Source organism: Streptacidiphilus pinicola, from assembly GCF_003258295.1.
Taxonomy (GTDB): Bacteria; Actinomycetota; Actinomycetes; order Streptomycetales; family Streptomycetaceae; genus Streptacidiphilus; species Streptacidiphilus pinicola.
On record NZ_QKYN01000021.1, the window covers coordinates 39,854 to 62,761 of the forward strand.

Annotated in this window: 20 protein-coding genes and 1 pseudogene; 10 read left to right on the forward strand and 11 right to left on the reverse strand. The window is 72.1% G+C overall.

Going from position 1 to position 22,908, the window contains the following annotated elements; all coding sequences use genetic code 11:
* Positions 1–53 precede the first annotated feature (53 nt).
* The 4 genes from DN069_RS04955 (at position 54) to DN069_RS04970 (ending at position 3,720) form a co-directional block, all read left to right on the forward strand.
* Positions 54–650, forward strand: a complete 597-nt coding sequence (locus DN069_RS04955; protein WP_111499582.1) for an ArsR/SmtB family transcription factor — start codon at positions 54–56, stop codon at positions 648–650.
* Positions 651–775: 125 nt separating this feature from the next.
* Positions 776–2,146: a restriction endonuclease gene (locus DN069_RS04960; RefSeq protein WP_133259828.1), complete on the forward strand. Its 1,371-nt coding sequence runs from the start codon at positions 776–778 to the stop codon at positions 2,144–2,146.
* 103 nt (positions 2,147–2,249) lie between these two features.
* Entirely contained in the window at positions 2,250–2,693 is a 444-nt protein-coding gene (locus DN069_RS04965; RefSeq protein ID WP_111499584.1) for a DUF6278 family protein, read from the forward strand.
* Positions 2,694–2,934: 241 nt separating this feature from the next.
* Positions 2,935–3,720 (forward strand): ZIP family metal transporter, encoded by a 786-nt coding sequence (locus DN069_RS04970; RefSeq protein ID WP_111499585.1) that lies wholly within the window; start codon positions 2,935–2,937, stop codon positions 3,718–3,720.
* Between the two features lie 21 nt (positions 3,721–3,741).
* Here DN069_RS04970 and DN069_RS04975 read toward each other — a convergent pair whose 3' ends face one another.
* Together DN069_RS04975 and DN069_RS04980 are read right to left on the reverse strand one after the other, a co-directional pair.
* Complete coding sequence (locus tag DN069_RS04975; RefSeq protein WP_111499586.1) at positions 3,742–4,683, reverse strand: LysR family transcriptional regulator; 942 nt, start codon at positions 4,681–4,683, stop codon at positions 3,742–3,744.
* A 43-nt stretch (positions 4,684–4,726) separates the two neighbouring features.
* On the reverse strand, positions 4,727–5,488 hold the full coding sequence (locus tag DN069_RS04980; RefSeq protein ID WP_165845375.1) for a trypsin-like serine peptidase: 762 nt from the start codon (positions 5,486–5,488) through the stop codon (positions 4,727–4,729).
* Positions 5,489–5,650: 162 nt separating this feature from the next.
* Here DN069_RS04980 and DN069_RS04985 point away from each other — a divergent pair, with 162 nt between their 5' ends.
* Positions 5,651–6,658, forward strand: a complete 1,008-nt coding sequence (locus DN069_RS04985) for an EamA family transporter (RefSeq protein ID WP_111499588.1) — start codon at positions 5,651–5,653, stop codon at positions 6,656–6,658.
* A 76-nt stretch (positions 6,659–6,734) separates the two neighbouring features.
* Here the strand turns inward: DN069_RS04985 and DN069_RS41310 are convergent.
* Positions 6,735–6,986 (reverse strand): annotated as a pseudogene (locus DN069_RS41310) (MarR family winged helix-turn-helix transcriptional regulator); the annotation flags it as partial.
* 210 nt (positions 6,987–7,196) lie between these two features.
* Between DN069_RS41310 and DN069_RS04995 the strand changes: the two are divergent.
* Entirely contained in the window at positions 7,197–7,541 is a 345-nt protein-coding gene (locus DN069_RS04995; RefSeq protein WP_111499589.1) for a DUF2218 domain-containing protein, read from the forward strand.
* On the opposite strand, the gene DN069_RS05000 is transcribed toward DN069_RS04995, so the two are convergent.
* The 3 genes from DN069_RS05000 to DN069_RS05010 form a co-directional block, all read right to left on the reverse strand.
* The gene (locus DN069_RS05000; RefSeq protein ID WP_111499609.1) at positions 7,542–7,997 is read right to left on the reverse strand and encodes a GNAT family N-acetyltransferase; all 456 of its coding nucleotides are present in this window, start codon (positions 7,995–7,997) and stop codon (positions 7,542–7,544) included.
* 41 nt (positions 7,998–8,038) lie between these two features.
* Positions 8,039–8,527 (reverse strand): glutathione peroxidase, encoded by a 489-nt coding sequence (locus DN069_RS05005; RefSeq protein ID WP_111499590.1) that lies wholly within the window; start codon positions 8,525–8,527, stop codon positions 8,039–8,041.
* A 108-nt stretch (positions 8,528–8,635) separates the two neighbouring features.
* On the reverse strand, positions 8,636–9,406 hold the full coding sequence (locus tag DN069_RS05010) for a VOC family protein (protein ID WP_111499591.1): 771 nt from the start codon (positions 9,404–9,406) through the stop codon (positions 8,636–8,638).
* Between the two features lie 178 nt (positions 9,407–9,584).
* Here DN069_RS05010 and recD2 point away from each other — a divergent pair, with 178 nt between their 5' ends.
* Positions 9,585–11,804 (forward strand): SF1B family DNA helicase RecD2, encoded by a 2,220-nt coding sequence (recD2, locus tag DN069_RS05015; RefSeq protein ID WP_111499592.1) that lies wholly within the window; start codon positions 9,585–9,587, stop codon positions 11,802–11,804.
* A gap of 167 nt (positions 11,805–11,971) precedes the next feature.
* Positions 11,972–13,261 (forward strand): citrate synthase, encoded by a 1,290-nt coding sequence (locus DN069_RS05020; RefSeq protein ID WP_207892050.1) that lies wholly within the window; start codon positions 11,972–11,974, stop codon positions 13,259–13,261.
* 561 nt (positions 13,262–13,822) lie between these two features.
* On the opposite strand, the gene DN069_RS05025 is transcribed toward DN069_RS05020, so the two are convergent.
* From DN069_RS05025 to DN069_RS05040, 4 genes are all read right to left on the reverse strand, one after another.
* Positions 13,823–16,099: a heavy metal translocating P-type ATPase gene (locus DN069_RS05025; protein WP_111499593.1), complete on the reverse strand. Its 2,277-nt coding sequence runs from the start codon at positions 16,097–16,099 to the stop codon at positions 13,823–13,825.
* 33 nt (positions 16,100–16,132) lie between these two features.
* Positions 16,133–16,348, reverse strand: a complete 216-nt coding sequence (locus DN069_RS05030) for a heavy-metal-associated domain-containing protein (RefSeq protein WP_111499594.1) — start codon at positions 16,346–16,348, stop codon at positions 16,133–16,135.
* Positions 16,349–16,561: 213 nt separating this feature from the next.
* Positions 16,562–17,365, reverse strand: coding sequence for an SGNH/GDSL hydrolase family protein (locus DN069_RS05035; RefSeq protein WP_111499595.1), 804 nt, complete (start codon positions 17,363–17,365; stop codon positions 16,562–16,564).
* A 95-nt stretch (positions 17,366–17,460) separates the two neighbouring features.
* Entirely contained in the window at positions 17,461–18,456 is a 996-nt protein-coding gene (locus tag DN069_RS05040) for a PrsW family intramembrane metalloprotease (protein ID WP_111499596.1), read from the reverse strand.
* Between the two features lie 150 nt (positions 18,457–18,606).
* On the opposite strand from DN069_RS05040, the gene DN069_RS05045 reads away from it, so the two are divergent.
* Positions 18,607–19,746, forward strand: a complete 1,140-nt coding sequence (locus DN069_RS05045; protein WP_111499597.1) for a PP2C family protein-serine/threonine phosphatase — start codon at positions 18,607–18,609, stop codon at positions 19,744–19,746.
* A 48-nt stretch (positions 19,747–19,794) separates the two neighbouring features.
* Here DN069_RS05045 and DN069_RS05050 read toward each other — a convergent pair whose 3' ends face one another.
* On the reverse strand, positions 19,795–21,447 hold the full coding sequence (locus DN069_RS05050) for an alkaline phosphatase family protein (protein ID WP_243638913.1): 1,653 nt from the start codon (positions 21,445–21,447) through the stop codon (positions 19,795–19,797).
* Between the two features lie 414 nt (positions 21,448–21,861).
* On the opposite strand from DN069_RS05050, the gene DN069_RS05055 reads away from it, so the two are divergent.
* A complete protein-coding gene (locus tag DN069_RS05055; RefSeq protein ID WP_111499598.1) occupies positions 21,862–22,905 on the forward strand; it encodes a hypothetical protein in 1,044 nt (347 codons plus the stop codon).
* The last annotated feature ends 3 nt before the right edge of the window (positions 22,906–22,908 follow it).

Consider the following 22,908-nt stretch of genomic DNA (forward strand, 5'->3'; position numbering starts at 1 on the left):
TCACTATGACGTGAATGATGGCGTACGGGTGAGCGCCTGGCAAGATAGGGGCCATGGACGGAGCTCGGGACCTGCGCATCGTGGAGGACGTGGAGACGCTGAAGGCGCTCGCCGATCCCCTCCGGATCGCCATCCTGCAGACGATGAGCGGGGCGGACCGGCGGTCCTGGACGGCCAAGGAGCTGGCCGCCGAACTCGGGGAACCGCAGACCAAGCTGTACCGGCATCTCAAGCACCTGGAGGAGGCCGGGTTGATCCTCGTCGCCGAGACCCGCGTCGTCTCCGGGATCCTGGAACAGCGCTATGCCGTCGCCCAGCGCCGCATCCAGCTCGGCGCGGACTTCATCGCCGGGACCGTGACGGGTTCGAGCGAAGGGCAGCAGGCGACGCTGGACGTCGTGCAGGCCGCGCTCAGCTCCTACGAACAGGAGTTGGTGAAAGCCCTGCGCTCCGGCCGGATCCACCTGGACGACGTCGACGAGAGCCGCCGGCCGCTGCTGATGGTCGCCGACTACCGGATGTCCCCCGACCGCGCGGAGTCCTACCGGCGCCGGCTGCGGCAGCTGGCCGACGAGCTCGAGGCCGAGCCCCACGACCCGGACGGGGTGCCGGTCAACGTGCTCCTCACCCTCTACCGCCTGGACGAATGAGGCGGTCCGACCGGTGGCGGTTCGCCGGTCGGGTGGTGGTGTGGCGGTTCGGGGACATGGACACACTTGCCGATGAGATGCTTGGCCCCTTGTGGCGTGAGCGGCGCGGTGGAGGGGAAGGCGAAGTGACGGGGCGTCGGCGCGCGGTGCTCGCGCAGCAGTACACCGAGGTGGCCGAGGCGGCCGAGCAGCGGCTCGGCGAGCTGCTGGACCTGGCGGCGGAACCCTCGCCCGCCGTGGACTTCGACGCGCTGCGCCGCGACTACGCGCCGCGCCCACTGCCGCCCACCGCCGTCTCCGAGCCGCCGCGCTGGGCCGACTTCGAGCCCGAGCCCGGCCAACCGCCCGCCGGGCGCTCCGGTCAGCCGCTGCTCGACCCCGGCTACCAGCAGAAGCTCGCCTCGGCGCGGCTGGCCCACCAGCGGTCGCTGCGCGAGTACCGCGAGCAGGAACGGACGCTGCGTGACCGCGCCGAGGAGGTCCGGCTCGCCTACGAGCGCGAGGAGCGCGAGCGCGCGGACGCGGTGCGCGCCTACAACGAGCGCCTGGTCGAGTACCGGCATGCCTACGAGGACGGTGAGCCCGCCGCGGTCGAGTCCGTGCTGGAGCGGGCGCTGGCCGCCGCCGGGCGGCTGCCCGGCCTGGAGGTCCCGGCCCGCGTCGGCTACCGCCCGCTCACCAGGACCGCCGTCATCGACCTGGTCCTGCCCGGCGTGGGTGTCGTGCCCCCCGCGCTCGACTTCCGGGTCTCGCCGGACGAGGCCACAGGCGGAGTCGACCCGGTGCCGCGCCCCCGCGAGGAGTGCGTCGAGCGCTACCTGCTGCTCGTCGCCCGGCTGGCGCTGCGTGCGCTGGACGCCGTGGTCGCGGCGGACACCGAGTCGCACCTGGACGGCATCGTGCTGAACGGACGGGTCGTCACCGCCGAGGCGGGCGAGACGACGCTGCTCAGCATCGACGCGCGCCGGACCGACCTGTACGCGCGGACCCTGCTGCCCGTGGACCACGCCGAGGCGCTGCGCCGCCTGCGCGAGCTGCCCTGCCGCCTCACCACCGACCCGTACGGCCCCGCGCCGGTCAACCCCTTCGGCGTCGGCAGCCCCATGGCGCCGCTGCCGGAGGAGCTCTCCCCGGGCGAGTTCGCGGGCCTGGCCTCGGAGCTCTTCGCCGCCATGGGCCTGCCCGACTGGGACGCCCGCCTGGTCGGCCGCGACGGCCTGCTCGCCATCGCCCACGGCGACGGCGCGGGCTTCGCCGAACACCCGCACGTGGTCTGCCTCGCGCGCCGCCCGGCCGTGGTCGGCGCGGAGGCGGTCCGCAACGTCGCGGAGGTGATGGAGGAGGAGCGGGCGGAGTCGGCCATCTGGGCCACCACCGGCAGCTTCCACCCGCTCGCGGTGCTGGCCGCCGCGGAGTACACCGGTCTGCGCCTGATCGACGGCGGTGAACTGCGCGCGCTGATCCGGGAACACCTCGGCGCCGAGCTCGGCGGCTGAGCCGGCCCGCCACCCCACCGCCCCGGTGGATCCGCGGACTCGGCGAGGGAAGTTTCCCGCGCCCCTGAGGCCCGCGGGGCGGTTCCGGTGTCACCCTTGAGGCATGGGCTTCCCGTTCTTGGATCGATGGCGGTCGCGCAGGGATGACGCGGAGGCGCGCGCCGGGTTGTACCCCGGGGGAGTGGGCGACCCCGGGAGCCTCGCCGAGATGCTCGGCGAGTGCGCGCTGCTGCGGGGCCGGGTCGCCGACCAGGGGCTCGAGCTCGACGACACCCCCGAGTCGCTGTCCACGCTGGACCAGCTGCCGCCGCGTTGGCGCGACGACCCCCAGGAGGCGGCCGAGTTGGGGCACGACGCGGGCCTGTACCTCGGCTCGGTCATCGTCGCGTCCGTCCCGGGTGCCAACTGGGAACTGCTGCGGGACGGGCGGCCGTTCGTCCGCCTGTCGAGCGGACGCGAGGTCGACGTGGCGGCGGTGGGCCGCGACTGGGCGGCGCAGGGCGCGCCCTCGCTCTGGCAGGTCTACTCCGAGGCCGACGAGGGCTGACAAGGGCTGACGAGGGCCGGGGAGGGCTGAAGCTGCCGGCTGAGGACGCGGTCCCTCCGGGCGCGGTGGCGGGCTGTCGCCCGTGCGGAGCAGTGGGCGCGCGGGTGGACGGGGCGTCAGTGAGGATGGTGCCGAGGGCACCGAGGGTGGGCCCGTAAGGAGGGCGGCGGCGACTGGGCAGGGCGCCGCCGCCCTCGCCTGTCCGCAAGCCCTGCCTGCCCCATGGTCCTCGGGAGCGCCGATGCCGGTACTGGTGGCCGCTGGGGCCTTCGTGATGACCCTCCTCGGCGGGTTCGTCGCCGGGCGGTTCGGCGACCGCAGGCACCTGCTGCTCGGACTGGCCGCCGGGCTGATGCTCGGCGTCGTCTCCTTCGACCTGCTGCCCGAGGCGCTGGACGCCGCGGGCCGGCACCTGTGGGGCGTGCCGCAGGCGCTGCTGATGTTCGTGGTCGGCTTCCTGGTCCTGCACATCGCCGAGCGCTCGGTCGCGATCCACCGCGCGCACGAGGGCGAGTACGCGGCCCACGAACACGGCGGTCACGGTCACGCCCACGGCCTCGCAGGCGCGGTGGCGCCGGACGGGCGGAGCGAGAAGCTCGGCATCGCGGCCGCCTCCGGTCTCTGCGTGCACAGCCTGATGGACGGCTTCGCGATCGGCGCCGCCTTCCAGGTCGACAGCGGCTTCGGCGCCGTGGTGGCCGTCGCGGTGCTGGCCCACGACTTCGCCGACGGCTACAACACCTTCACCATCACCCGCCTGTACGGGAACGACCTGCGCCGCGCGGTGACCCTGCTGGCGCTCGACGCGATCGCCCCGGTCGCCGGCGCGGCGATCACGCTGGCGTTCACCATCCCCGAGCACGTCGTCGGGCTCTACCTGGGCTTCTTCGGCGGCTTCCTGATGTACCTGGCGACCTCGGACATCCTCCCCGAGGCGCACAGCCCGCACCCATCGCGCTCGACGCTGCTGTGCACCGTGGCCGGGGCAGGCTTCATGTGGCTGGTCATCGGCCTCGCCAACAGCTGACCGCCCACCTGGCCCGGCCCCTCAGCTGCGCTGGGCGGCGATCAGGGCCGGCTCGGGGGCCGCGGCGCGCTCCGGCCAGTGCCGGCGCAGCGCCTCCAGGGCCGCGATGATCGCCGGGCGGCGCGAGGCGTGCTCCCGCCACAGCACCGAGACGCGGCGGGTCGGCTCCGGCACGATCGGCCGGGCGACGACGCCCGCCGGCAGCGGCGCGCGCCCGAGCCGCGGGACCAGGCCGAGGCAGAGACCGGCGCCGATCAGCGCGATCTGCGTGTCGAACTCGCTGGCCTGGAACCGGATGTCCGGCTCCTCCCCGGCCTCGCGGAGGGTGCGGATCAGCCAGTCGTGGCAGATGGTCCCGGCCGGGGTGTTCACCCAGCGCTGTCCGAGCAGGTCGCCGACGCTGAGCAGCTCGCGTGCGCCGAGCGGATGGTCGACCGGCAGGACGGCGTCGACGACGTCCAGGCCCAGATGACGGCGGGCGACGCCCTCCGGCGTGGCCAGCGGCGTGTTGGGCCAGTCCTGCACCACCGCCAGGTCGATCTCGCCGCGGGCGACCAGATCGGCCATCAGATACGGGTCGCTCTCCAGCACCCGCAGTTCCAGCTCCGGGTAGCCCGCGGTCAGCTCGGCGAGGACCGGCGGCAGCAGGCCGCGCGCGGCGGTGGCGAACGCGGCCAGCGAGAGCCGCCCGCCCACCTGCCCGCGCCGGGCCTCCAGGCCCACCTCGGCCTGCTCCACCAGTGCCAGGACGGTCTGCGCGGTGCGCACGAGCTCCTGCGCGGCGTCGGTCAGCACGACGCCCCGGCCGCGCTTCTCCAGCAGCGGGGTCCGCGTCTCCCGCTCCAGCTTGCTGATCTGCTGCGAGACGGCCGACGGTGTGAACCCCAGCGCGGTCGCCGCACGCCCCACGGAACCGTGCACGGCCACGGCGTGGAGCGCGCGGAGTCGTCCCAGATCCATCATGCAGGGAAGCCTACGTCTCCGATTCGGGATGACCCGTGGTTCCTCACCCGCGTGACACGGCCGCCCGGTACACCGCGGCGACGGCGGGGCCGAAGTACGAGGAGTACGAGACGTCGTCCGTGTCGCCGCCCTCCTGGTAGCCGCCGATCACGCCGGCGACCGCGCCGTGGTTGTGGGCGTCGCGGGCGGTGCCGACGAGGAGGGGGCCGCCGCTGGTGCCGCCGGGGAGGCCGGGGCAGTCGAACTCGAGCTGGTGAGCGTTGAAGCGCCGCAGGTGGGAGGCGCAGTAGACGGGGCGGTCGGTGCGGCTCGGGTAGCCGACGGCGACGGCGGGCGTGCCGGCGACGGGGTTGAACGCGAGGGACTCCGCGCCCGCCGCGTCCTGGATCCGGCGGCCGGAGGAGTCCGGACGCATGATCAGGAAGGCGACGTCGGCGTTCTGACTGCCGTGGACGGTCCAGTCGCTGGCGGCCACGACCGTGGCGACGGACCAGGTGCCGAACGGGCGAACGCCGTCGTGGTAGCCGGGCGCGAAGGTCAGGCCGCCACGGGCGCGACCGGTGCCGGGGGCGATCACGCAGTGGGCCGCCGTCACCACGATGTCGCGGGTGGGGCTGGCGACCACGGAGCCGCTGCAGAAGTGGTGGTTGGGGCGGTCCGCGGAGGAGCCGAAGATGGCGCCCACGCGGGAGGCGCCGTGGAACGCCGTCGAGTCCGGCGCTCCGGCGGCCGCGACCTGGGTCTGGGGTGCGGTGATCAGCAGGGCGAGCAGCGCGCCGGCGGCCGACAACGAACGAAGCGTCATATTCCGCATTTTTTGGGAGAACCAGTACGGCTGCCACCGTTGTGGGCAAGCGGGTGACGGGCCGTCGGATCGGGGCCGGTGCAGACGGTTCAGCATCCGTGAACGGTTCACTGAAGGACAATTTGCTGGTGCTGAAGAGACCGGCCGCGTGATCCTCGATGCATGACTGGTCGCCACCTCGGACTCGCCGTCCTCGTCGCCGCCATCTGGGGCGTGAACTTCGTCGCCATCGATGCCGGGCTGAGCCACTATCCGCCGCTGCTCTTCACCGCGTTGCGTTTCCTGGTCGCGGCCGTGCCGGCGGTGTTCCTGGTCGGCCGGCCGGGCGTGCCCTGGCGCTACGTGCTGGCGGGCGGCGTGGTGCTGGGGGCGCTGCAGTTCGGACTGCTCTTCGAGGGGATGAAGGCGGGCATGCCGGCGGGGCTGAGCTCGCTCGTCCAGCAGGGGCAGGCGATCTTCACGGCGGGGTTCGCCGCGGTGCTGCTGCGGGAGCGGATCGGCGGGCGCCGGCTGCTCGGGCTGGGCGTCGCGGTCGCCGGCATGGTCGTCGCCGCACTCGACCAGGCCTCACGCGGCGGGGCCGCGCCGCTGACCGCGTTCGCGCTGGTGGTGGGTGCTGCGGCGGCCTTCGGTTTCTCCAACATCATCACCAGGAAGGCGGCGCCGCCGGACGCGCTGCGCTGGATGGTCTGGGTCAGCGTCGTGCCGCCGCTGCCGTTGGCGGTGCTGTCGCTGCTCACCGAGGGGCCGCGGGCGGATCTGCGGGCACTGACCACCTTCAGCCCGAGCGCGGTGGGGTCGCTCCTCTATGTCGCGTGGGGTGCGACGCTGGTCGGCTTCGGGCTCTGGGGGCACCTGTTGCGGCGTCACGACGCCTCCGTGGTGGCGCCGTTCTCGCTGCTGGTGCCGGTCTTCGGGATGTCCTCGGCCTGGCTGCTCCGCGGTGAGGCGCTGACCTGGCTCTCGGGTGCGGCGGCGGCGCTGGTGATCTCCGGGATCGCGGTCGCGTCGCTCAGCCGGCTGCGGTGGCCGGGGAGCCGTGCGGCCGGTGGTGGCCGTGCTGGTCGTGCGGACCGCGTCCGTGTGGCCCGTGGTGGGGATGGGCCTGCTCGTACGCCTCCTCCGCCACGCGCAGCAGACGCAGCAGCGTCACCCGTTCGGCCGAGCTGACCGGCCCGAAGTACTCGGCCGCCACCTCGCGGCGCACGGTCGCGATCCGGTCCACCGCCTCCTCGCCCTGCGTGGTCAGGTGGAGCAGGGTGGCGCGGCGGTCGTCCGGGTCGGGGGAGCGGGTGACCAGCCCGGCCGCCTCCAGGGCGTCGACGACGGTGGTGGCCGAGCGTGGGGCGATGCGCAGCCGCTCGGCGAGCTGGTTCAGCCGGATGCCGCGACCGCCGCTCCAGGCGAGGGTGTCCAGCGCGCGACCCTGGGACGGGGTGAGCCCGTGCGGAGCCAGTCGGTGGAACGTGGCCTTCCGCATGCGCTTGCTCGCGCGCATCACTGCGTCGGCGAGCTCCACTTCGGTGGGGGGCGGCTCGGGTGCGGCGGCGGTCACGGAAGGGCTCCTGCGTCGGGGGGAGGCCAGGATATCGAGTGGGTCCGGGGAGACCGGTGAGGGAAATCAATAGAGAGCCAAGCTCATTATGCCTTAGGCTCGCCTAAGCAGCCAGGGGTCCGCCGTGGCTGCCACCCGTTCTGGAGGATTCCCATGGCCCGCTCCCACGCCCGCGTCGCCACCGACCGCCCCGGCCGCTATGCCAAGCAGCTCGCCTCCCACTTCAGCCGCAAGATCGAGACCCACTGGGACGAGGAGACCGGCCAGGGCTCGCTCAGCTTCGGCTTCGGCACCGCCGCGATGACGGCCACCCCGGACGCGCTGCTGCTCGTCGTCGAGGGCGCCGCCGAGGATCTGGAGCGACTGGAGGGTGTCGTCGGGCGCCATCTGGTCCGGTTCGGCACCAAGGACGAGCTGGTCGCCGAGTGGCACCGGGCCGACGGCACCGCCGGCACCGTGCAGCGCAACGAGGAGGAGCCCGCGGCCGAGCAGGCCTGATCAGCTCAGCGGGAGCTTGAAGCCGATGTGCGAGCCGGTGAAGCCCAGCCGCTCGTAGAAGCGGTGCGCGTCCGCCCGAGTGTTGTCGCTGGTCAGCTGGACCAGCGAGGCGCCGAGGCGGCGCGACTCCGCGACGGCGTGCTCCATCAGCGCCGTACCCAGCCCGCTGCCGCGTTGGTCGCCGCGCACGCGGACCGCCTCGATGATCGTCCGCACCGCCCCGCGCCGCGACAGGCCGGGGATGACGGTGAGCTGCAGCGTGCCGACCACCTCGCCCGCCCGCTCGGCCACGATCTGATGCTGGTTCGGATCGGCGTCGACCCGGGCGAAGGCCTCCTCGTAGGGAGTCAGATCGTCCGGCGACTCGCGGCCGACGCCGAGCGAGTCGGCGGCGAGCATGGCGACGATCGCGGGTAGATCCGCGGTGGTGGCCCGCCGGAAGATGACGTCGGTCATGATCATCACCCTACGCGGCGGGTGTCACCCGGGACAGGCGTTCAGGCCTGCAGCTGGGCCTCGATCGCCGCGATGAGCTCCGGCGCCTCCGGCTCGGTGCGCGGGCGGAACCGGCCCACGACCTCGCCCTTGGGGGAGAGCAGGAACTTCTCGAAGTTCCAGGTGATGTCGCCCGCCTCGCCGGCCGCGTCCTGCGTCGTGGTCAGCTCGGTGTAGAGCGGGTGCCGCTCGGCGCCGTTGACGTCCGCCTTCTCCAGCAGCGGGAAGGTCACCCCGTAGCTGGTGGAGCAGAAGGTCTGGATCTCCTCCGCCGAACCGGGCTCCTGGCCGGCGAACTGGTTGCACGGCACCCCCAGCACCGTGAAGCCGCGCTTGGCATAGGCCTGCTGCAGCCGCTCCAGACCGGCGTACTGCGGGGTGAGGCCGCACTTGGACGCGACGTTGACCAGCAGCACGGCCTTGCCCGCGTAGTCGGCCAGGCTGGTGGCCTCGCCGTTCAGGGTCTTCAGCGGGATGTCGGACAGGCTCATGCGATCCTCCGGGGCTTTCGATCAGGGCGCGGTGTTGCCGTGGCCGAGGGTAGTCCTCGGCCATCGACCACAACCGCGCCGCCCGACCGCTTCTTCCCGGAGGGAGCGTCAGCTCGGCTGCTCGCCCTTGATCACGGAGAACATCGCGCCGTGCGGGTCCCGCAGGGAGGACATCCGGCCGACACCCTCGAGCGAGGCCGGGCCCATCAGCACCGTGGCGCCGAGCTCGGTGGCCTTGGCCGTCGTGGCGTCGACGTCCGCGACCTCGAAGTAGGGCAGCCAGAAGGTGACCGTCTCGCCGGGGAAGTGGCCCATCAGGCCGCCGAAGGAGGACTCCTCACTGCCCATCGAGGTGACGGTGTAGGTGAACTCGCCCATGTCGTTGTCGGTCAGCGTCCAGCCGAGGACGCCGGTGTAGAAGCCGCGCGCCGCCTCGGCGTCGGCCGTGTGCAGCTCCGCCCAGGAGACGGAGACCGGGACGTTGACGATCTCGAAGCCCTTGGTCTCCAGCGGCTGCCAGACGGCGAACTCGCCGCCCTGCGGGTCGGTGAACTGGGCCATCCGCCCGAAGCCCATGACGTCCATGGCGGGCACGCGGACCGTGCCGCCGGCCTGCTCGACCGCCTTGACCGTGGCCTCGGCGTCGTCGCTGCCGAAGTAGATCGTCCAGGCCGGGGAGGCGCTCGGGTCCATCAGCGGGCCGACGCCGCCGACGCGCTTGCCCCCGCTGCGGTAGAAGCCGTACCCGCCGGCCTCGGGCCCGGCCTCCTCCTTCTCCCAGCCGAAGAGGGACGTGTAGAAGGCATCGGTGGCCTTGACGTCCGGGCTGCCGAGGTCGATCCAGCGCGGGGTGCCCGGGGTGTACTCGGTGCTCAGCATGGAGTGCTCCTGTGGGTTGTGTCCGGTGAGCCGTTCCACAGTCTTCCGCGCACCACTGACAATTCGACCCCCTCGGGGCGGCCCGGTCGCAAAGAATTTATACCGGTCGCTTTCGAGCAGATTCGAACAGATTTGGGCGCCTCCCACACTGTCAGTCCCAGCCGCTACGGTGCTGCTCATGAACCAACTGGCCGTGGTCGAGGGGGTGCTGGAGCGCATCACCTTCGCCAGCGAGGAGACCGGCTGGACGGTCGCCCGCGTCGACACCGGCCGCGGCGGGGGCGAGCTCCTCACCGTCGTGGGCGCGCTGCTCGGCGCCCAGCCGGGGGAGAGCCTGCGGATGCACGGCCGCTGGGGCAGCCACCCCCAGTACGGCAAGCAGTTCACCGTCGAGAACTACACCACCGTGCTGCCCGCCACGGTCCAGGGCATCCGGCGCTACCTGGGCTCCGGGCTGATCAAGGGCATCGGGCCGCGGCTGGCCGAGCGGATCGTCGACCACTTCGGCGAGCGGACCCTGGAGGTGATCGAGGCCGAGCCCGCCCGGCTGATCGAGGTGCCCAAGCTCGGTCCCAAGCGCACCAAGCTGATCGCCGCCGCCTGGGAGGAGCAGAAGGCGATCAAGGAGGTCATGGTCTTCCTCCAGGGCGTCGGGGTCTCCACCTCCCTCGCCGTGCGCATCTACAAGAACTACGGGGACTCCTCCATCTCCGTGGTGAAGAACGAGCCCTACCGCCTCGCTGCCGACGTGTGGGGCATCGGCTTCCTGACCGCCGACCGGCTCGCGCAGGCCGTCGGCATCCCGCAGGACAGCCCGCAACGGGTCAAGGCGGGGCTGCAGTACGCCCTGTCGCAGTCCTCCGACCAGGGCCACTGCTACCTCCCCGAGGAGCAGCTGATCTCCGAGGCGGTCAAGCTGCTCGCCGTCGACACCGGCCTGGTCATCGAGTGCCTGGCGGAGCTGGTCGCGGAGGAGGGCCTGGTCCGCGAGCAGGTGCCGGGGGACGAGCGGGACGAGGCCGGGCGCGCCGTCCCGGTCAGCGCGATCTACCTGGTCCCGTTCCACCGCGCCGAGGTCTCGCTCGCCGCCCAGCTGGGCCGGCTGCTGCGCGCGCCCGACGACCGGCTGGGCGCCTTCGCCGACGTCGACTGGACCCGGGCGCTCGGCTGGCTGCGCGGGCAGACGGGGGTGGACCTGGCGCCCGAGCAGGAGGCCGCCGTCAAGCTCGCGCTGACCAACAAGGTCGCGGTGCTCACCGGCGGGCCCGGCTGCGGCAAGTCCTTCACGGTGCGTTCGATCGTCACCCTCGCGCTGGCCCGCAAGGCCAAGGTGGTGTTGGCCGCGCCGACGGGCCGGGCCGCCAAGCGCCTCGCCGAGCTGACCGGCGGCGAGGCCGCCACCGTGCACCGGCTGCTGGAGCTCAGGCCGGGCGGCGACGCCGCCTACGACCGGGACCGGCCGCTCGACGCCGACCTGGTGGTGGTCGACGAGGCCTCCATGCTCGACCTGCTGCTGGCCAACAAGCTCGCCAAGGCCGTCGCGCCCGGCGCCCACCTGCTGCTCGTGGGCGACGTGGACCAGCTCCCCTCCGTCGGCGCGGGCGAGGTGCTGCGCGACCTGCTGGCGACCGGCAGCCCGATCCCGTCCGTCCGGCTGACCAGGATCTTCCGGCAGGCGCAGCAGTCCGGAGTGGTCACCAACGCGCACCGGATCAACGAGGGCGTCCCGCCGATCACCGAGGGCCTGGCCGACTTCTTCCTCTTCGCCGAGGAGGACACCGAGCGCACCGCCGACCTCACCGTCGACGTCGTGGCCCGCCGCATCCCGCGGCGGTTCGGCCTCGACCCGGGCCGCGACGTACAGGTGCTGGCCCCGATGCACCGCGGTCCCGCGGGCGCGGGCAACCTGAACACGCTGCTGCAGGCGGCGATCACCCCCTCCCACCCGGACCGTCCCGAGCGGCGCTTCGGCGGCCGCACCTTCCGGGTCGGCGACAAGGTCACCCAGATCCGCAACAACTACGACAAGGGCAGTAACGGCGTCTTCAACGGCGCCGTGGGCGTGGTCACCGCCCTCAACCCGGAGGACCAGAAGCTCACCGTCCGCACCGACGAGGACGAGGACGTCGACTACGACTTCGACGAGCTCGACGAACTGGCCCACGCGTACGCCGTGACCATCCACCGGTCCCAGGGCAGCGAGTACCCGTGCGTTGTGATCCCGATCACCACCAGTGCCTGGATGATGCTCCAGCGGAACCTGCTCTACACGGCCGTCACCCGGGCCAGGAAGCTGGTGGTGCTGGTGGGCTCCCGTCGTGCCCTTGGCCAGGCCGTTCGTGCGGTCTCCGCAGGTCGCCGACACACGGCTTTGGACCATAGGCTGACTCGGGGGTAGGTTCCGCTGTCAGAACTTGAAAGCGAATGGCCCGATTCTTTGTGACCTTAGGCTCTTTTGGGCCACCCCGCCTGCACAGGTGTAACCCGCCTGGGGGAAGGTAGGAGGGAGTCAGGGCACCCCTTGAACCCTTGAACGGGGTCATTCCGCTGGTGATGAGGGAAGACGTGAGCGACAACTCTGTAGTACTCCGCTACCAGGGCGGCGAGTACGAGTACCCGGTGACCGAGGCCACCGTCGGCAACGACGGCTTCGACATCTCGAAGCTTCTCGGCCAGACCGGCCTGACCACCCTGGACAACGGCTTCGGCAACACCGCCGCCTGCAAGTCCGCGATCACCTACATCGACGGTGACGCCGGCATCCTCCGCTACCGCGGATACCCGATCGAGCAGTTGGCCGAGCAGGGCACCTTCCTGGAGACCGCCTACCTGCTGATCAACGGTGAGCTCCCGAACGCGGAGCAGCTGCGCATCTTCCAGCACGACATCTCCCAGCACACGCTGCTGCACGAGGACGTCAAGCGCTTCTTCCAGGGCTTCCCGCGCGACGCCCACCCGATGGCCATGCTGTCCTCCGTCGTCAGCGCGCTGTCGACCTTCTACCAGGACAGCCACAACCCGTTCGACGCCGAGCAGCGCTACCTCTCGGCCGTCCGCCTGCTGGCCAAGCTGCCGACGATCGCGGCCTACGCGTTCAAGAAGGCCCAGGGCCACCCCTTCGTCTACCCGAAGAACGACCTCGGGTACGTCGAGAACTTCCTGCGGATGACCTTCGCCGTCCCGGCCGAGGAGTACGAGCTCAACCCGGTCGTGGTCAGCGCGCTGGAGAAGCTGCTGATCCTGCACGCGGACCACGAGCAGAACTGCTCCACCTCCACGGTGCGCCTGGTCGGTTCCTCGCACGCCAACCTCTTCGCCTCCATCTCGGCCGGCATCAACGCCCTGTGGGGTCCCCTGCACGGCGGCGCCAACCAGGCCGTGCTGGAGATGCTGCAGGGCATCAAGGCCGACGGCGGCGACGTGGACGCCTTCATCCGCAAGGTGAAGAACAAGGAGGACGGCGTCCGCCTGATGGGCTTCGGCCACCGCGTCTACAAGAGCTTCGACCCGCGTGCCCAGATCATCAAGGTCGCGGCGCACGACGTGCTCTCGCAGCTGGGCAAGGCCGACGAGCTGCTCGACATCGCGCTGAAGCTGGAGCAGCACGCGCTGACGGACGACTACTTCGTCTCCCGCAAGCTGTACCCCAACGTGGACTTCTACACCGGCCTGATCTACCGGGCCATGGGCTTCCCGACCAGCATGTTCACCGTGCTGTTCGCGCTGGGCCGGCTGCCCGGCTGGATCGCCCACTGGCAGGAGATGATCACCGACCCGACCAACAAGATCGGCCGTCCGCGCCAGATCTACACCGGCCAGGTCATCCGGGACTACGTCCCGATCGAGGCGCGGTAACGCCCCGCCCCGCCCTGGAAGCGTCGAACGGGCCCCTGCAGCCGCCGTGTGCGGCCGCGGGGGCCCGTTCGTTCGTGTCATGGGAGCGCGTGCGCGCACGGCGGGGCGCGGGGGAGGCCGCTCAACCACCCTGATCACGCCCGCGCCGTGCGCTTGTCGGCCGCCCAGCGACGGCGGCCGTCCACCGGGATCCGCCGGAACCCCGGCTCTGGAGTTCTAACACAAAGTTGGCCTGACGAAGTTACGGTCCGCCTATGTGACGCCACTCTCACCACCTCCGAATATGCCGGTCGGGAGCGGTCCCATCGCCGTTCGTGGTCGTGCGTGCGCCCGCAGTCCCGCCCCGCGCCGGGGCGGGGTGGGGCGACCCGGTGCGAAGCGGTCGAAAGGGCGCGTGGCAGGAATCACGTGAAGTCAGATTCGGTGTGGGGGGCACAGATGGCCAGAACTGTCGTCGTCACGCCCGACGGTCCGCCCGCTCGCGGGTCCTGCTCACCGAGTCCGTCCGGGACCGGCTGACGCAGGGTCAGGGCCGCGTCGTCACCATCAGGTCGTGCAACCTCAGGCCTCGGCCTGGAAGCGGCGGAGCCGCAGGCTGTTGGTGACGACGAAGACCGAGGAGAAGGCCATCGCCGCGCCCGCGATCATCGGGTTGAGCAGGCCGAGCGCGGCCAGCGGCAGCGCCGCGACGTTGTAGCCGAAGGCCCAGAACAGGTTGCCCTTGATGGTGCCGAGCGTCCGACGCGACAAGCGGATCGCGTCCGCCGCCGACCGCAGGTCCCCGCGGACGAGGGTGAGGTCCGCAGCCTCGATCGCCGCGTCCGTGCCGGTGCCCATGGCGAGGCCGAGGTCGGCCTGGGCTAGGGCCGCGGCGTCGTTGACGCCGTCGCCGACCATGGCGACCACGCGACCCTCGGACTGGAGCTTGGCGACCACCCCGGCCTTGTCCTCCGGGAGGACCTCGGCGATGACCCGGTCGGCGTCGATGCCGACCTCCGCCGCGACCGAGCGGGCCACGGCCGCGTTGTCGCCGGTCAGCAGGACCGGGGTGAGGCCCAGGGTCCGCAGCCGGGCGATCGCCTCGGCGCTGGTGGGCTTCGGGCGGTCGGCGACCTCCAGGACGGCGCGGGCCGCGCCGTCCCAGCCGACGAGGACGGCCGTGCGGCCGTCGGCCTCCGCCGCGCGCTTGGCCTCGGCCAGGGAGGCCGGCAGGTGCATCGCCCGGTCGGCCAGCAGGCGTTCGCGTCCGGCGATGACCGCGTGGCCGTCGACGACGCCCTGCACGCCGAGTCCGGGGATGTTGGCGAAGTCCGCGACCGGCGCGGGCTCGTCGACCGCCGCGGCGATCGCCGCCGCGATCGGGTGCTCGGAGGCGTGTTCCACCGCGGCCGCCAGGCGCAGCGCCTCGTCCTTGTCCACGCCGTCGGCGACGTGCACGCCGACCAGGGCCATCCTGCCGGTGGTGACGGTGCCGGTCTTGTCCAGCACGACGGTGTCGACGCGGCGGGTGTTCTCCAGCACCTCGGGGCCGCGGATCAGGATGCCGAGCTGCGCGCCGCGGCCGGTGCCGACCATGAGCGCGGTCGGGGTCGCGAGACCGAGGGCGCACGGGCAGGCGATGATCAGCACCGCGACCGCGGCCGTGAAGGCGTCGGTGGCGCCGTGACCGATGGCGAGCCAGGTGAGCAGGGTGCCGAGGGCGATCAGCAGCACGACGGGGACGAAGACGGCGGAGATCCGGTCCGCGAGGCGCTGGGCCGCCGCCTTGCCGGTCTGGGCCTGCTCGACCAGGGCCGCCATCCGGGCGAGTTGGGTGTCGGCGCCGACCCGGGTCGCCTCGACGACGAGCCGGCCGCCGGAGTTGACGGTGGCTCCGGTGACCGCGTCACCGGGGCCGACCTCGACCGGGACGGACTCGCCGGTCAGCATCGAGGCGTCGACCGCCGAGCTGCCCTCGACGACCTCGCCGTCCGTGGCGATCTTCTCGCCGGGGCGGACCACGAAGCGGTCGCCGATGACGAGCCGACTGACGGGGATGCGCTGTTCGCGGCCCCCGCGCAGCACGGCCACGTCCTTGGCGCCGAGCTCCAGGAGGGCGCGCAGGGCCGAGCCGGCCCGCCGCTTGGCGCGGGCCTCCAGATAGCGGCCGAGCAGGATGAAGGCGGTGACACCGGCGGCCGTCTCCAGGTAGAGGGCCTGGGAGGCGTTCTGCCCGGAGAGACTGAAGTCGAAGCCGTGGCGCATGCCGGGCATGCCGGCGTCACCGAAGAAGAGCGCCCAGAGGGACCAGCCGAAGGCGGCCAGGGTGCCGACCGAGACAAGGGTGTCCATCGTGGCCGCGCCGTGCCGGGCGTTGGTCCAGGCGGCACGGTGGAACGGCCATCCGCCCCAGACCACGACCGGCGCGGCCAGAGTCAGCGAGAGCCACTGCCAGTTGCGGAACTGCCAGGCCGGAACCATGGCGAGCAGGATGACCGGGATGCTGAGCGCCACAGTGACCAGCAGGCGCTGCCGTAGCCGGGAGGTCTCCTCGTCCCGGGCGTCCTCGGTGGAGGGGACCTCGGCGCCTTCCGCCCCGTCGGCCGCGGGGGCCGGCGGGGGCGGGGGCTCGGCGGTGTAGCCGGCCTTCTCCACCGTGGCGATCAGGTCGGCGACGGCCACGTCCCCGGCGTAGTCGACGCTGGCCTTCTCGGTCGCGAAGTTCACCGTGGCGGAGACACCCTCCAGCCGGTTGAGTTTCTTCTCGATCCTGGCCGCGCAGGATGCACAGGTCATCCCGCCGATGGCGAGCTCGATCCGCTGGGCGGCCGGTTCTATGCCGGGCGTGGCCGTGGTCATGCCGTTCCCTTCGGTGGGCGCGTGGGACGTCGCTCAGGCGTGGCGACCGGTGAGCTCGTAGCCGGCCTCGTCGACGGCGGCGCGGACCGCGTCCTCGTCGAGCGGCTGCTCCGACTCGACGGTGACCTGGCCCAACTTGGCGTCGGCGGAGACCTGGAGGACGCCCGGCAGGGCGCCGACCTCCTCGGAGACGGACTTCTCGCAGTGGCCGCAGGTCATCCCGGAAACGGTGAAGACGGCGGTGGTCATGGCTGCCTCCTGAAGGCGTGCTCGCTCGTTGGATCGTTCAATGATGACAACACCATACCCCCCTAGGGTATACCTGAGTACAGGGGGCAGGCCGAAGAAAATCCCATCCGCACCGAGAGTAACGATCCGTCGCTCCAGGTAGCAGAAAGCCCGCCGTCCCCACCCGAAGGTGTGGCGGCGGGCATGCCGAACGAGCGGGCAGGACCCCTGGGCTCAGAGCAGTTCCAGCTCCGGGCGCTTCGCGACGACGTGGTCGCCGGAGGACTCGCCGCGCAGCCGGCGGCCGACCCAGGGCAGCAGGAACTCGCGGGCCCACTGGATGTTCTCCCGGCGCAGCTCCGCGGGGGTGTGCGGGGCGACCGGCGGCCAGTCCGCCTCCGGGTCGCCGGCGGGGACGCCGAGCGCGCGGGCGGCGAGCTGGGCGACGCGCTCGTGGCCCTCGGGGGAGAGGTGCAGCCGGTCCTCGCTCCACGCGCGCCGGTCCCGCACCGAGCGCAGTGCCCAGACGTCCGCGACGGCGAGGTCGTGCCGGTCCGCGATCGCGCGCAGGTGCGCGTTGTAGGTAGCGATCTTGCCGCGCAGGTGCTTGAGCACCGGGGTGTCCCGGGTGTCGAAGCCGGTGAAGATCAGCACGTGGTCCGCGTGCGGGGTGATCCGGGTGACGGCGCGCTCGAAGCGCTCGGCCACGTCGTCCGGGTCGCTGCCCGGCCGCAGGATGTCGTTCCCACCGGCGCAGATGCTGACCAAATCCGGCCGCATCGCCTCGAGCTGGGGCACCTGCTCGGCGGCGATCTGGTCGAGCAGGCGGCCGCGCACGGCGAGGTTGGCGTAGCGCAGGTCGTAGTGGCCGGACCCGGTCCGGGGGCGCTGCTCGGCCAGAAGGCGCGCCAGTCGGTCCGCCCACCCGGCGAACCCGCCGTCGGGGCCGGGGTCGTTCAGTCCCTCGGTGAAGCTGTCGCCGATGGCCACGTAGGACGTGATCTCTGGGGTCTCCTGGGGTGATCGCGAAGTCGGCATGCGACGATACTTCACCTCATGAAGTGACCTACGCCACCGTAGGTAGGGCTTGACGGGAGTGAGATGAGCCACGTCGAGCATGCGGAACAGTCGGTTCAGCGGTCCGGCGGTCGGTACCAGCGCTGGTGCGGCTGCAGCGGCGGGCGTGGGCGACGGGGGCGCCGCGGCGGCAGGTCGCCCTCGCGCCGCGCCCGGTGGACGATGGCGCCGAGCCAGCCGAGCCCCAGGCACGAGACCAGCACCAGGCCCAGCGTGGAGAACACCGTGAAGAGCTCCACCTGGTTGTGCGTCGGACTGGGCAGGTAGCCGAGCTCGAAGACGGTCCGCTGCCAGTGCGTCTCGGTGAGCCGCCCGACGATCCAGGTGGCGATGCCGTGGGTGCTGTCCCACAGCGCGTGGAGCAGCGAGACGCCCAGATAGGTGAGCAGCACCCGCCCGTTGATCCGGAACCGCCCGTCGCCGCGCCGCTCGTGGAAGAGCACGGCGCCCAGGATCGCGGTCCACAGGCCGTGGCCGACGGGCGCCAGGATGCCGCGCAGGATCTCCGTGGTGACCAGGTCCAGCAGCGAGTAGCCGTGCTCGGTCAGCACCGCGTTGAAGGCGTAGCCGGCGCTCTCGAAGGCCGCGAAGCCGAACCCCACGGTGGCGCCCAGCACCAGGCCGTGCCGGACGCCGCCCGCCGGGATCCGCCGCGTCAGCAGGATCAGCGCCCAGGCCTTGACCGCCTCCTCGATCAGCCCGACGCCGAGGTAGAGCCAGACCGAGGACTTGAGCAGGTAGTACTCCAGCAGCGACGCGCCCAGCACGCCGATGACCCCGCCGACGGCGAAGCAGGCCGCGATCCGGTCGGTGCCCAGGTCCTGCCCGTACCGCTCGTGTGCCCAGACCACGAAACTGCCCGGCACCAGGAAGCTGCCGAGCAGCACCACGGTCGGCAGCAGGTTGTGGTTGTCGGTCCAGTAGGTGACGCCCACGCTGGCCGCCCAGAGCGCGAAGCCCACGAGGAAGCAGGTGCGCCAGCGGTGGGTGCGCACCACAGGGGCGGGCGGTCGCAACGGCGGGCGCGGGGGAGGCGCGGCCGCTGCGGACATGGTGAGGCCTCCCGGCGAGTGGACGTCATTCCCCTTTCTGCCATATTTCCGGATCAATCGCCTCCTTCCGGGTGGTGCCGGGCCGGCCCGGCAGTTGCCCCGCCGTGATCCAAACGTGTTGCTTACAGGGCGTTCCGATAAATTCGGTCTGTGACGAGCAATCGGCCCGACGACCAGGCGGGCGCCCACGCTCCGTCGGCCGGCCTCGCGCTCGACGAGGGCGGCACGCTGCTCGGGCTGCCGCTGTGGCAGCGGCTGCTGCCGATCGGCGGGGCGATGGCGGGCGTCTGCGCCGCCGATCTGCTGGCGGGTCAGGACACCTACCTGGCCTCGCTGATGTCGGTGGTCCCGCCGTTGGCGGCGCTGCTGCTGTACCCGCTGGAGGTGGTCGCCAGCAGCTGCCTGCTGCTGATGGTCGGGCTCACCCACTACGACGGTCTCGGCGACGCGGAGGCACGTCGGCTCTTCGAGGGCACGCTGATCGCGTATGCCGCGCTCACCCTGGCGGCCGTGTTCATCTCCCACTTCCGGATCGTCAGGACCCGGCACATGGTGGCCGTCCGGACGGTCGCCGAGGCTGCGCAGCTGGCCCTGCTGCCCCCGCCGGAACCCCGCGTCGGCCCGGTCCGGGTGGCCGCGCGCTACGTCTCGGCGGTCGACCTGGCCCAGATCGGCGGCGACCTCTACGCGGTGCTGGACACCCCGTTCGGCGTACGCGCGCTGATCGGTGACGTCCGGGGCAAGGGCCTGCCGGCCGTGCGGATGGCCTCGGTGGTGCTGGGCGCGTTCCGCGAGTCCGTCTGCGACGAACCGGAGCTGAGCGGGGTCGCCGAACGGCTGGAGCGGAGCGTGGCCCGCCACGCGGAGGTGGGCGAGTTCACCACGGCGCTGCTGGTGCAGTTCCTGCCGCCGGACACCATCGAGCTGTTCCACTGCGGCCACGTCCCGCCGCTGCGGGTGTGCGCCGACGGTGCGGCGACGGTGCTGGAACCTCCGGACCCGTGGGTCCCGCTCGGCCTGGCCCGTCTGGCGGACGGCAAGCCCCAGCCCTGGCTGGAACGCCTCGCCCCCGGGGACCGCCTCCTCCTCTACACCGACGGCGTCGCCGAGGCCCGGGGCGCGGACGGCGCGTTCTATCCGCTGATGTCGCGCGTCCCCGAGCTGCTGGGGCCTTCCGGCCCCGACCTCACCGCCGGCCTGACCGCCCTCCACACCGACGTCACCCACACCACCGGCGGCCCCCTCCGCGACGACGCCGCACTCATGCTCCTCACCTGGGCGGAGCCGTAGCCCTTCCGAAGCACCCGCAGGTAGCGCAACGACCTGCGGGAGCGCAGGTCAGCGGATCGGGAGGTCCTCGGTGTGCTGCTTGTCGACCGCGACGAGTGAGGCGGGGTCGAGGCCGAGGATGGAGAGGATCGTCGGGGCGATCTGCTTGGTCTCGACCGGGGCGCCGTCGACGACCTTGGTCGGGACGCCCGCGCCGCTGATGACCAGCGGGACGTTCAGGTCGTCCGAGTGGGCGCCGCCGTGCTCGGCGACCTTCTTGGTGCCGCCGGTGTAGACGACGCCGTACTGGGAGATCCCGAAGATGTCCGGGACCCGCGCGTCACCGGGCTTCACGCCGAAGTACTTGGCCGCCGCCGCGCCCGCGTAGACCGTTTCCAGGCCGCTGTGGGCGAACGCCTTGGGGGCCTTGTTGATGTCCGTGCCGTTGCCGTGCTGCGCGAGCAGGTACGCCTTGGCGAAGTCCGTGGCCGCCTTGGAGCGGTCGCTCAGCCAGATCAGCATGCCGTCGTCGTCCACCGCGTGGGCGACCAGCGGAGCGGCCTTGGGGTGGGTCTTCTTCCAGGCGGCGTTCAGCCCGTCCAGCAGCGGGCCGTCGTCGATGCGGTTGAGCGCGTTCGGGTCGGTCGGCGACTGGCCGTGCTTGGAGGAGAGGATGATCGTGGTGGTCTTGTCCAGGTGGCGCTTGCGCAGCTCGGAGACCATGCGGCCGATCTCGTCGCTGACGAAGCCCAGGTTCTTGACCACGAGCGGGCCGGGCTGGCTCTTGTTGGTGTAGCCGCCCTGGAGGCCGTCCGAGGAGGGGAGCTTCTGGGCGGTGGAGACTGCCTGGAAGTTCATGCCGAAGATGGCCGGCGTGCCCACGCGGTCGGTGTGCTGGTGGTTGAAGCCGTCGATCTCGTTGAGGACGGCCTGCACCCTGTAGTTGTCGTACTGCTCGGTGGCCTTGTTGTCCGTGGTCCAGTCGTTGCCGGCCGGGTACCCGTTCGCGTCGGAGTTGATCTCCGGGGTGAACAGGTCGTCGATGCCGGTGCCGGTCGGGCCGTTCAGGATCTCGTACGCGGCGTGCTTGTCGGACCAGGCGGTGCGCAGGCCCGCGTTCTGGGCCACCTCGAACACCGTGTTGGCCTGCAGGTAGGAGTGCGGGTAGACCGGCTTGCAGGTCTTCGGGTCGACCGGCAGCTTGCTCGGGTCGATCAGCTTCTGCGGGGAGCCCGTCATCTGCAGGATCGAGCCCGGCAGGCCCCCCAGACCCTCGCCCGCGTCGGGGCTGGACTTGTTCTTGTCCAGGTCCTCCGTGAAGTCGATCTCGACACCGGGCTTGACGCCCTTGCAGTTCGTGGTGCCGGCGGGCAGCAGCTTCGCGTTCCAGGCGTCGTCGTAGTAGACGCCGGTGAGGCCGGGGCTGCCGCCGGTCAACTGGGCGACCATGCCGGGGAAGCTGTCCGACGGGATGGTGGTGCTGGCGTGGGTGTACTGGGTGCCGGCGTCGACCAGCTGGGCCAGGGCCGAGTTCGGGTGGGCCGCGACGTACCACGCCAGGTCCGACTGGTGCATGCCGTCGACCGAGAGGAGCAGGACGTGTCGCGGCTGGCTGGTCGGCTCGCTCTTCAGGGGTGACGCCACGGCCTGGGCGAAGAACGCCCCACCGAGCATCCCGGCCGAGCCGAGCACGGCGGCGATGCGCAGAGTACGTCGGGTCACAGCTGTGTCTCTCCTCGTCGCGCGCTGTTGGCTTGAGTGACGGTTCAAGTGGTCTGGGCCAGCGCAACGCCCGCGACATGACTAGTGGCCCGGGGTGGCCCCAGGGCGGACGGTCGCTGAACAGCGGGCGACCAATGAGAGGTCTTACCCCCTCCCTACCGTCGCCCGGCTGCAGCTCCCACCACCCCGCTGGGGGTCCGTCGAGCGCAGTCCGATGATATGAGGCGGAATCATGACAATGGTTAAGGCCAGGCAGGAGCCCGGGAAGTAGCTGCTCAGATTCGGTGTGATCTTCGTCGCTCCGCCTCGCCCGGCGGGAGCCCGGACGCGACGTGATCTTCCCGCCGACCGGGTGGGCCGCGCCCGTCCCTCGGGGGTGGTCCGGGTGTCGGTGGACCGCCCTATGCTGGCGCGATGGCAGCACTCGAACCCGCCCGAACGGCGCCGCGCACGGGCGCGGTCGGGCCGCACGCGTCCGACGCCGCGCCGCGCGACGCGTGGCTGTTCGTCACGCTGCTGCTGACGCTGGGTTCGCTGCTCGGCGCGGTGCTCGCGGCGCCGCCGGCCGGGTCGAGCCCCCGCGCGGCCCTCGGCGGGCTGCTCTTCCTCGGCTCCTCGGTGCACGTCGCCAGCAGCGCCTGGTTCTGCACGGTGCCGGAGGTGCGCCGGTTCATGGCCGCCCGGCGCGGCCGGTACGTGGTGGCGCCCGTCGCCCTGGTCGTCGGCATGGCGCTGCTCGGCGGGCTGGTCCCGCCGGGGCCGTTCGCGCTGCTGCTGTGCGCGTTCTTCGCCTGGCAGTTCTTCCACTTCCAGAAGCAGAACCTGGGCCTGGCGGCGCTGGCCAGCGCCGCCTACGGCGCCGGTCCGCTGCGCCGGGGCGAGCGCCTCGCGGTCACGGCCGCCGGGGTGCTCGGCACGGCCGGGCTGCTCTGCCACCCGGCGCTGCTCCAGCTCACCGGTTCGGTGCCGCGGCTGACCGGCCTCTTCCCCGTCGTCGCGGTGCTCTTCGCGGCGGCGCTCGGCTACGGCACGGTGCAACTGCTGCGCCGCCGCCCCGAGGAGCGGCCCTGGCAGGTCACCGCGCTGTTCGGCACCGCGCTGGGCTTCTTCCTGCCGGTCTTCCTCTTCGACTCGCCGTACGCGGCCGTCGCCGGGCTGACCATGGCCCACGGCTTCCAGTACCTGGTGATGATGGGCCTGGTGGCGGGCGGCGGGCCGGTCGAGCGCATACCGCGACTGATCTCGCTGGCCGTGCTGCTCAACATCGGACTGCTGCTCGGCCTGCTGCTGAACCTCGCCTCCCACCTGCACAGCGGAGGCCCCGCGGAGCGTGCGCTCTACGGGGCCTACCTGGGTGCGGTGATGGCGCACTTCGTGGTGGACGCCGGCCTGTGGCGGCTCCGCGACGCGTTCCCGCGCGCCTTCCTGCGCGAGCGGCTGCCCTACCTGCTGGGCTGAGCC

Bases quoted from the DNA above. Each gene is read 5' to 3' on its own strand.
- DN069_RS05055 (WP_111499598.1), top strand. From the start codon at position 21,862: ATGGCAGCACTCGAACCCGCCCGAACGGCGCCGCGCACGGGCGCGGTC.
- DN069_RS04955 (WP_111499582.1), top strand. From the start codon at position 54: ATGGACGGAGCTCGGGACCTGCGCATCGTGGAGGACGTGGAGACGCTG.
- DN069_RS04965 (WP_111499584.1), top strand. From the start codon at position 2,250: ATGGGCTTCCCGTTCTTGGATCGATGGCGGTCGCGCAGGGATGACGCG.
- DN069_RS04985 (WP_111499588.1), top strand. From the start codon at position 5,651: ATGACTGGTCGCCACCTCGGACTCGCCGTCCTCGTCGCCGCCATCTGG.
- DN069_RS04995 (WP_111499589.1), top strand. From the start codon at position 7,197: ATGGCCCGCTCCCACGCCCGCGTCGCCACCGACCGCCCCGGCCGCTAT.
- DN069_RS05030 (WP_111499594.1), bottom strand. From the start codon at position 16,348: ATGACCACCGCCGTCTTCACCGTTTCCGGGATGACCTGCGGCCACTGC.
- recD2 (WP_111499592.1), top strand. From the start codon at position 9,585: ATGAACCAACTGGCCGTGGTCGAGGGGGTGCTGGAGCGCATCACCTTC.
- DN069_RS04970 (WP_111499585.1), top strand. From the start codon at position 2,935: ATGCCGGTACTGGTGGCCGCTGGGGCCTTCGTGATGACCCTCCTCGGC.
- DN069_RS05035 (WP_111499595.1), bottom strand. From the start codon at position 17,365: ATGCCGACTTCGCGATCACCCCAGGAGACCCCAGAGATCACGTCCTAC.
- DN069_RS05000 (WP_111499609.1), bottom strand. From the start codon at position 7,997: ATGACCGACGTCATCTTCCGGCGGGCCACCACCGCGGATCTACCCGCG.
- DN069_RS04975 (WP_111499586.1), bottom strand. From the start codon at position 4,683: ATGATGGATCTGGGACGACTCCGCGCGCTCCACGCCGTGGCCGTGCAC.
- DN069_RS05010 (WP_111499591.1), bottom strand. From the start codon at position 9,406: ATGCTGAGCACCGAGTACACCCCGGGCACCCCGCGCTGGATCGACCTC.
- DN069_RS05025 (WP_111499593.1), bottom strand. From the start codon at position 16,099: ATGACCACGGCCACGCCCGGCATAGAACCGGCCGCCCAGCGGATCGAG.
- DN069_RS05005 (WP_111499590.1), bottom strand. From the start codon at position 8,527: ATGAGCCTGTCCGACATCCCGCTGAAGACCCTGAACGGCGAGGCCACC.
- DN069_RS05040 (WP_111499596.1), bottom strand. From the start codon at position 18,456: ATGTCCGCAGCGGCCGCGCCTCCCCCGCGCCCGCCGTTGCGACCGCCC.
- DN069_RS04980 (WP_165845375.1), bottom strand. From the start codon at position 5,488: ATGACGCTTCGTTCGTTGTCGGCCGCCGGCGCGCTGCTCGCCCTGCTG.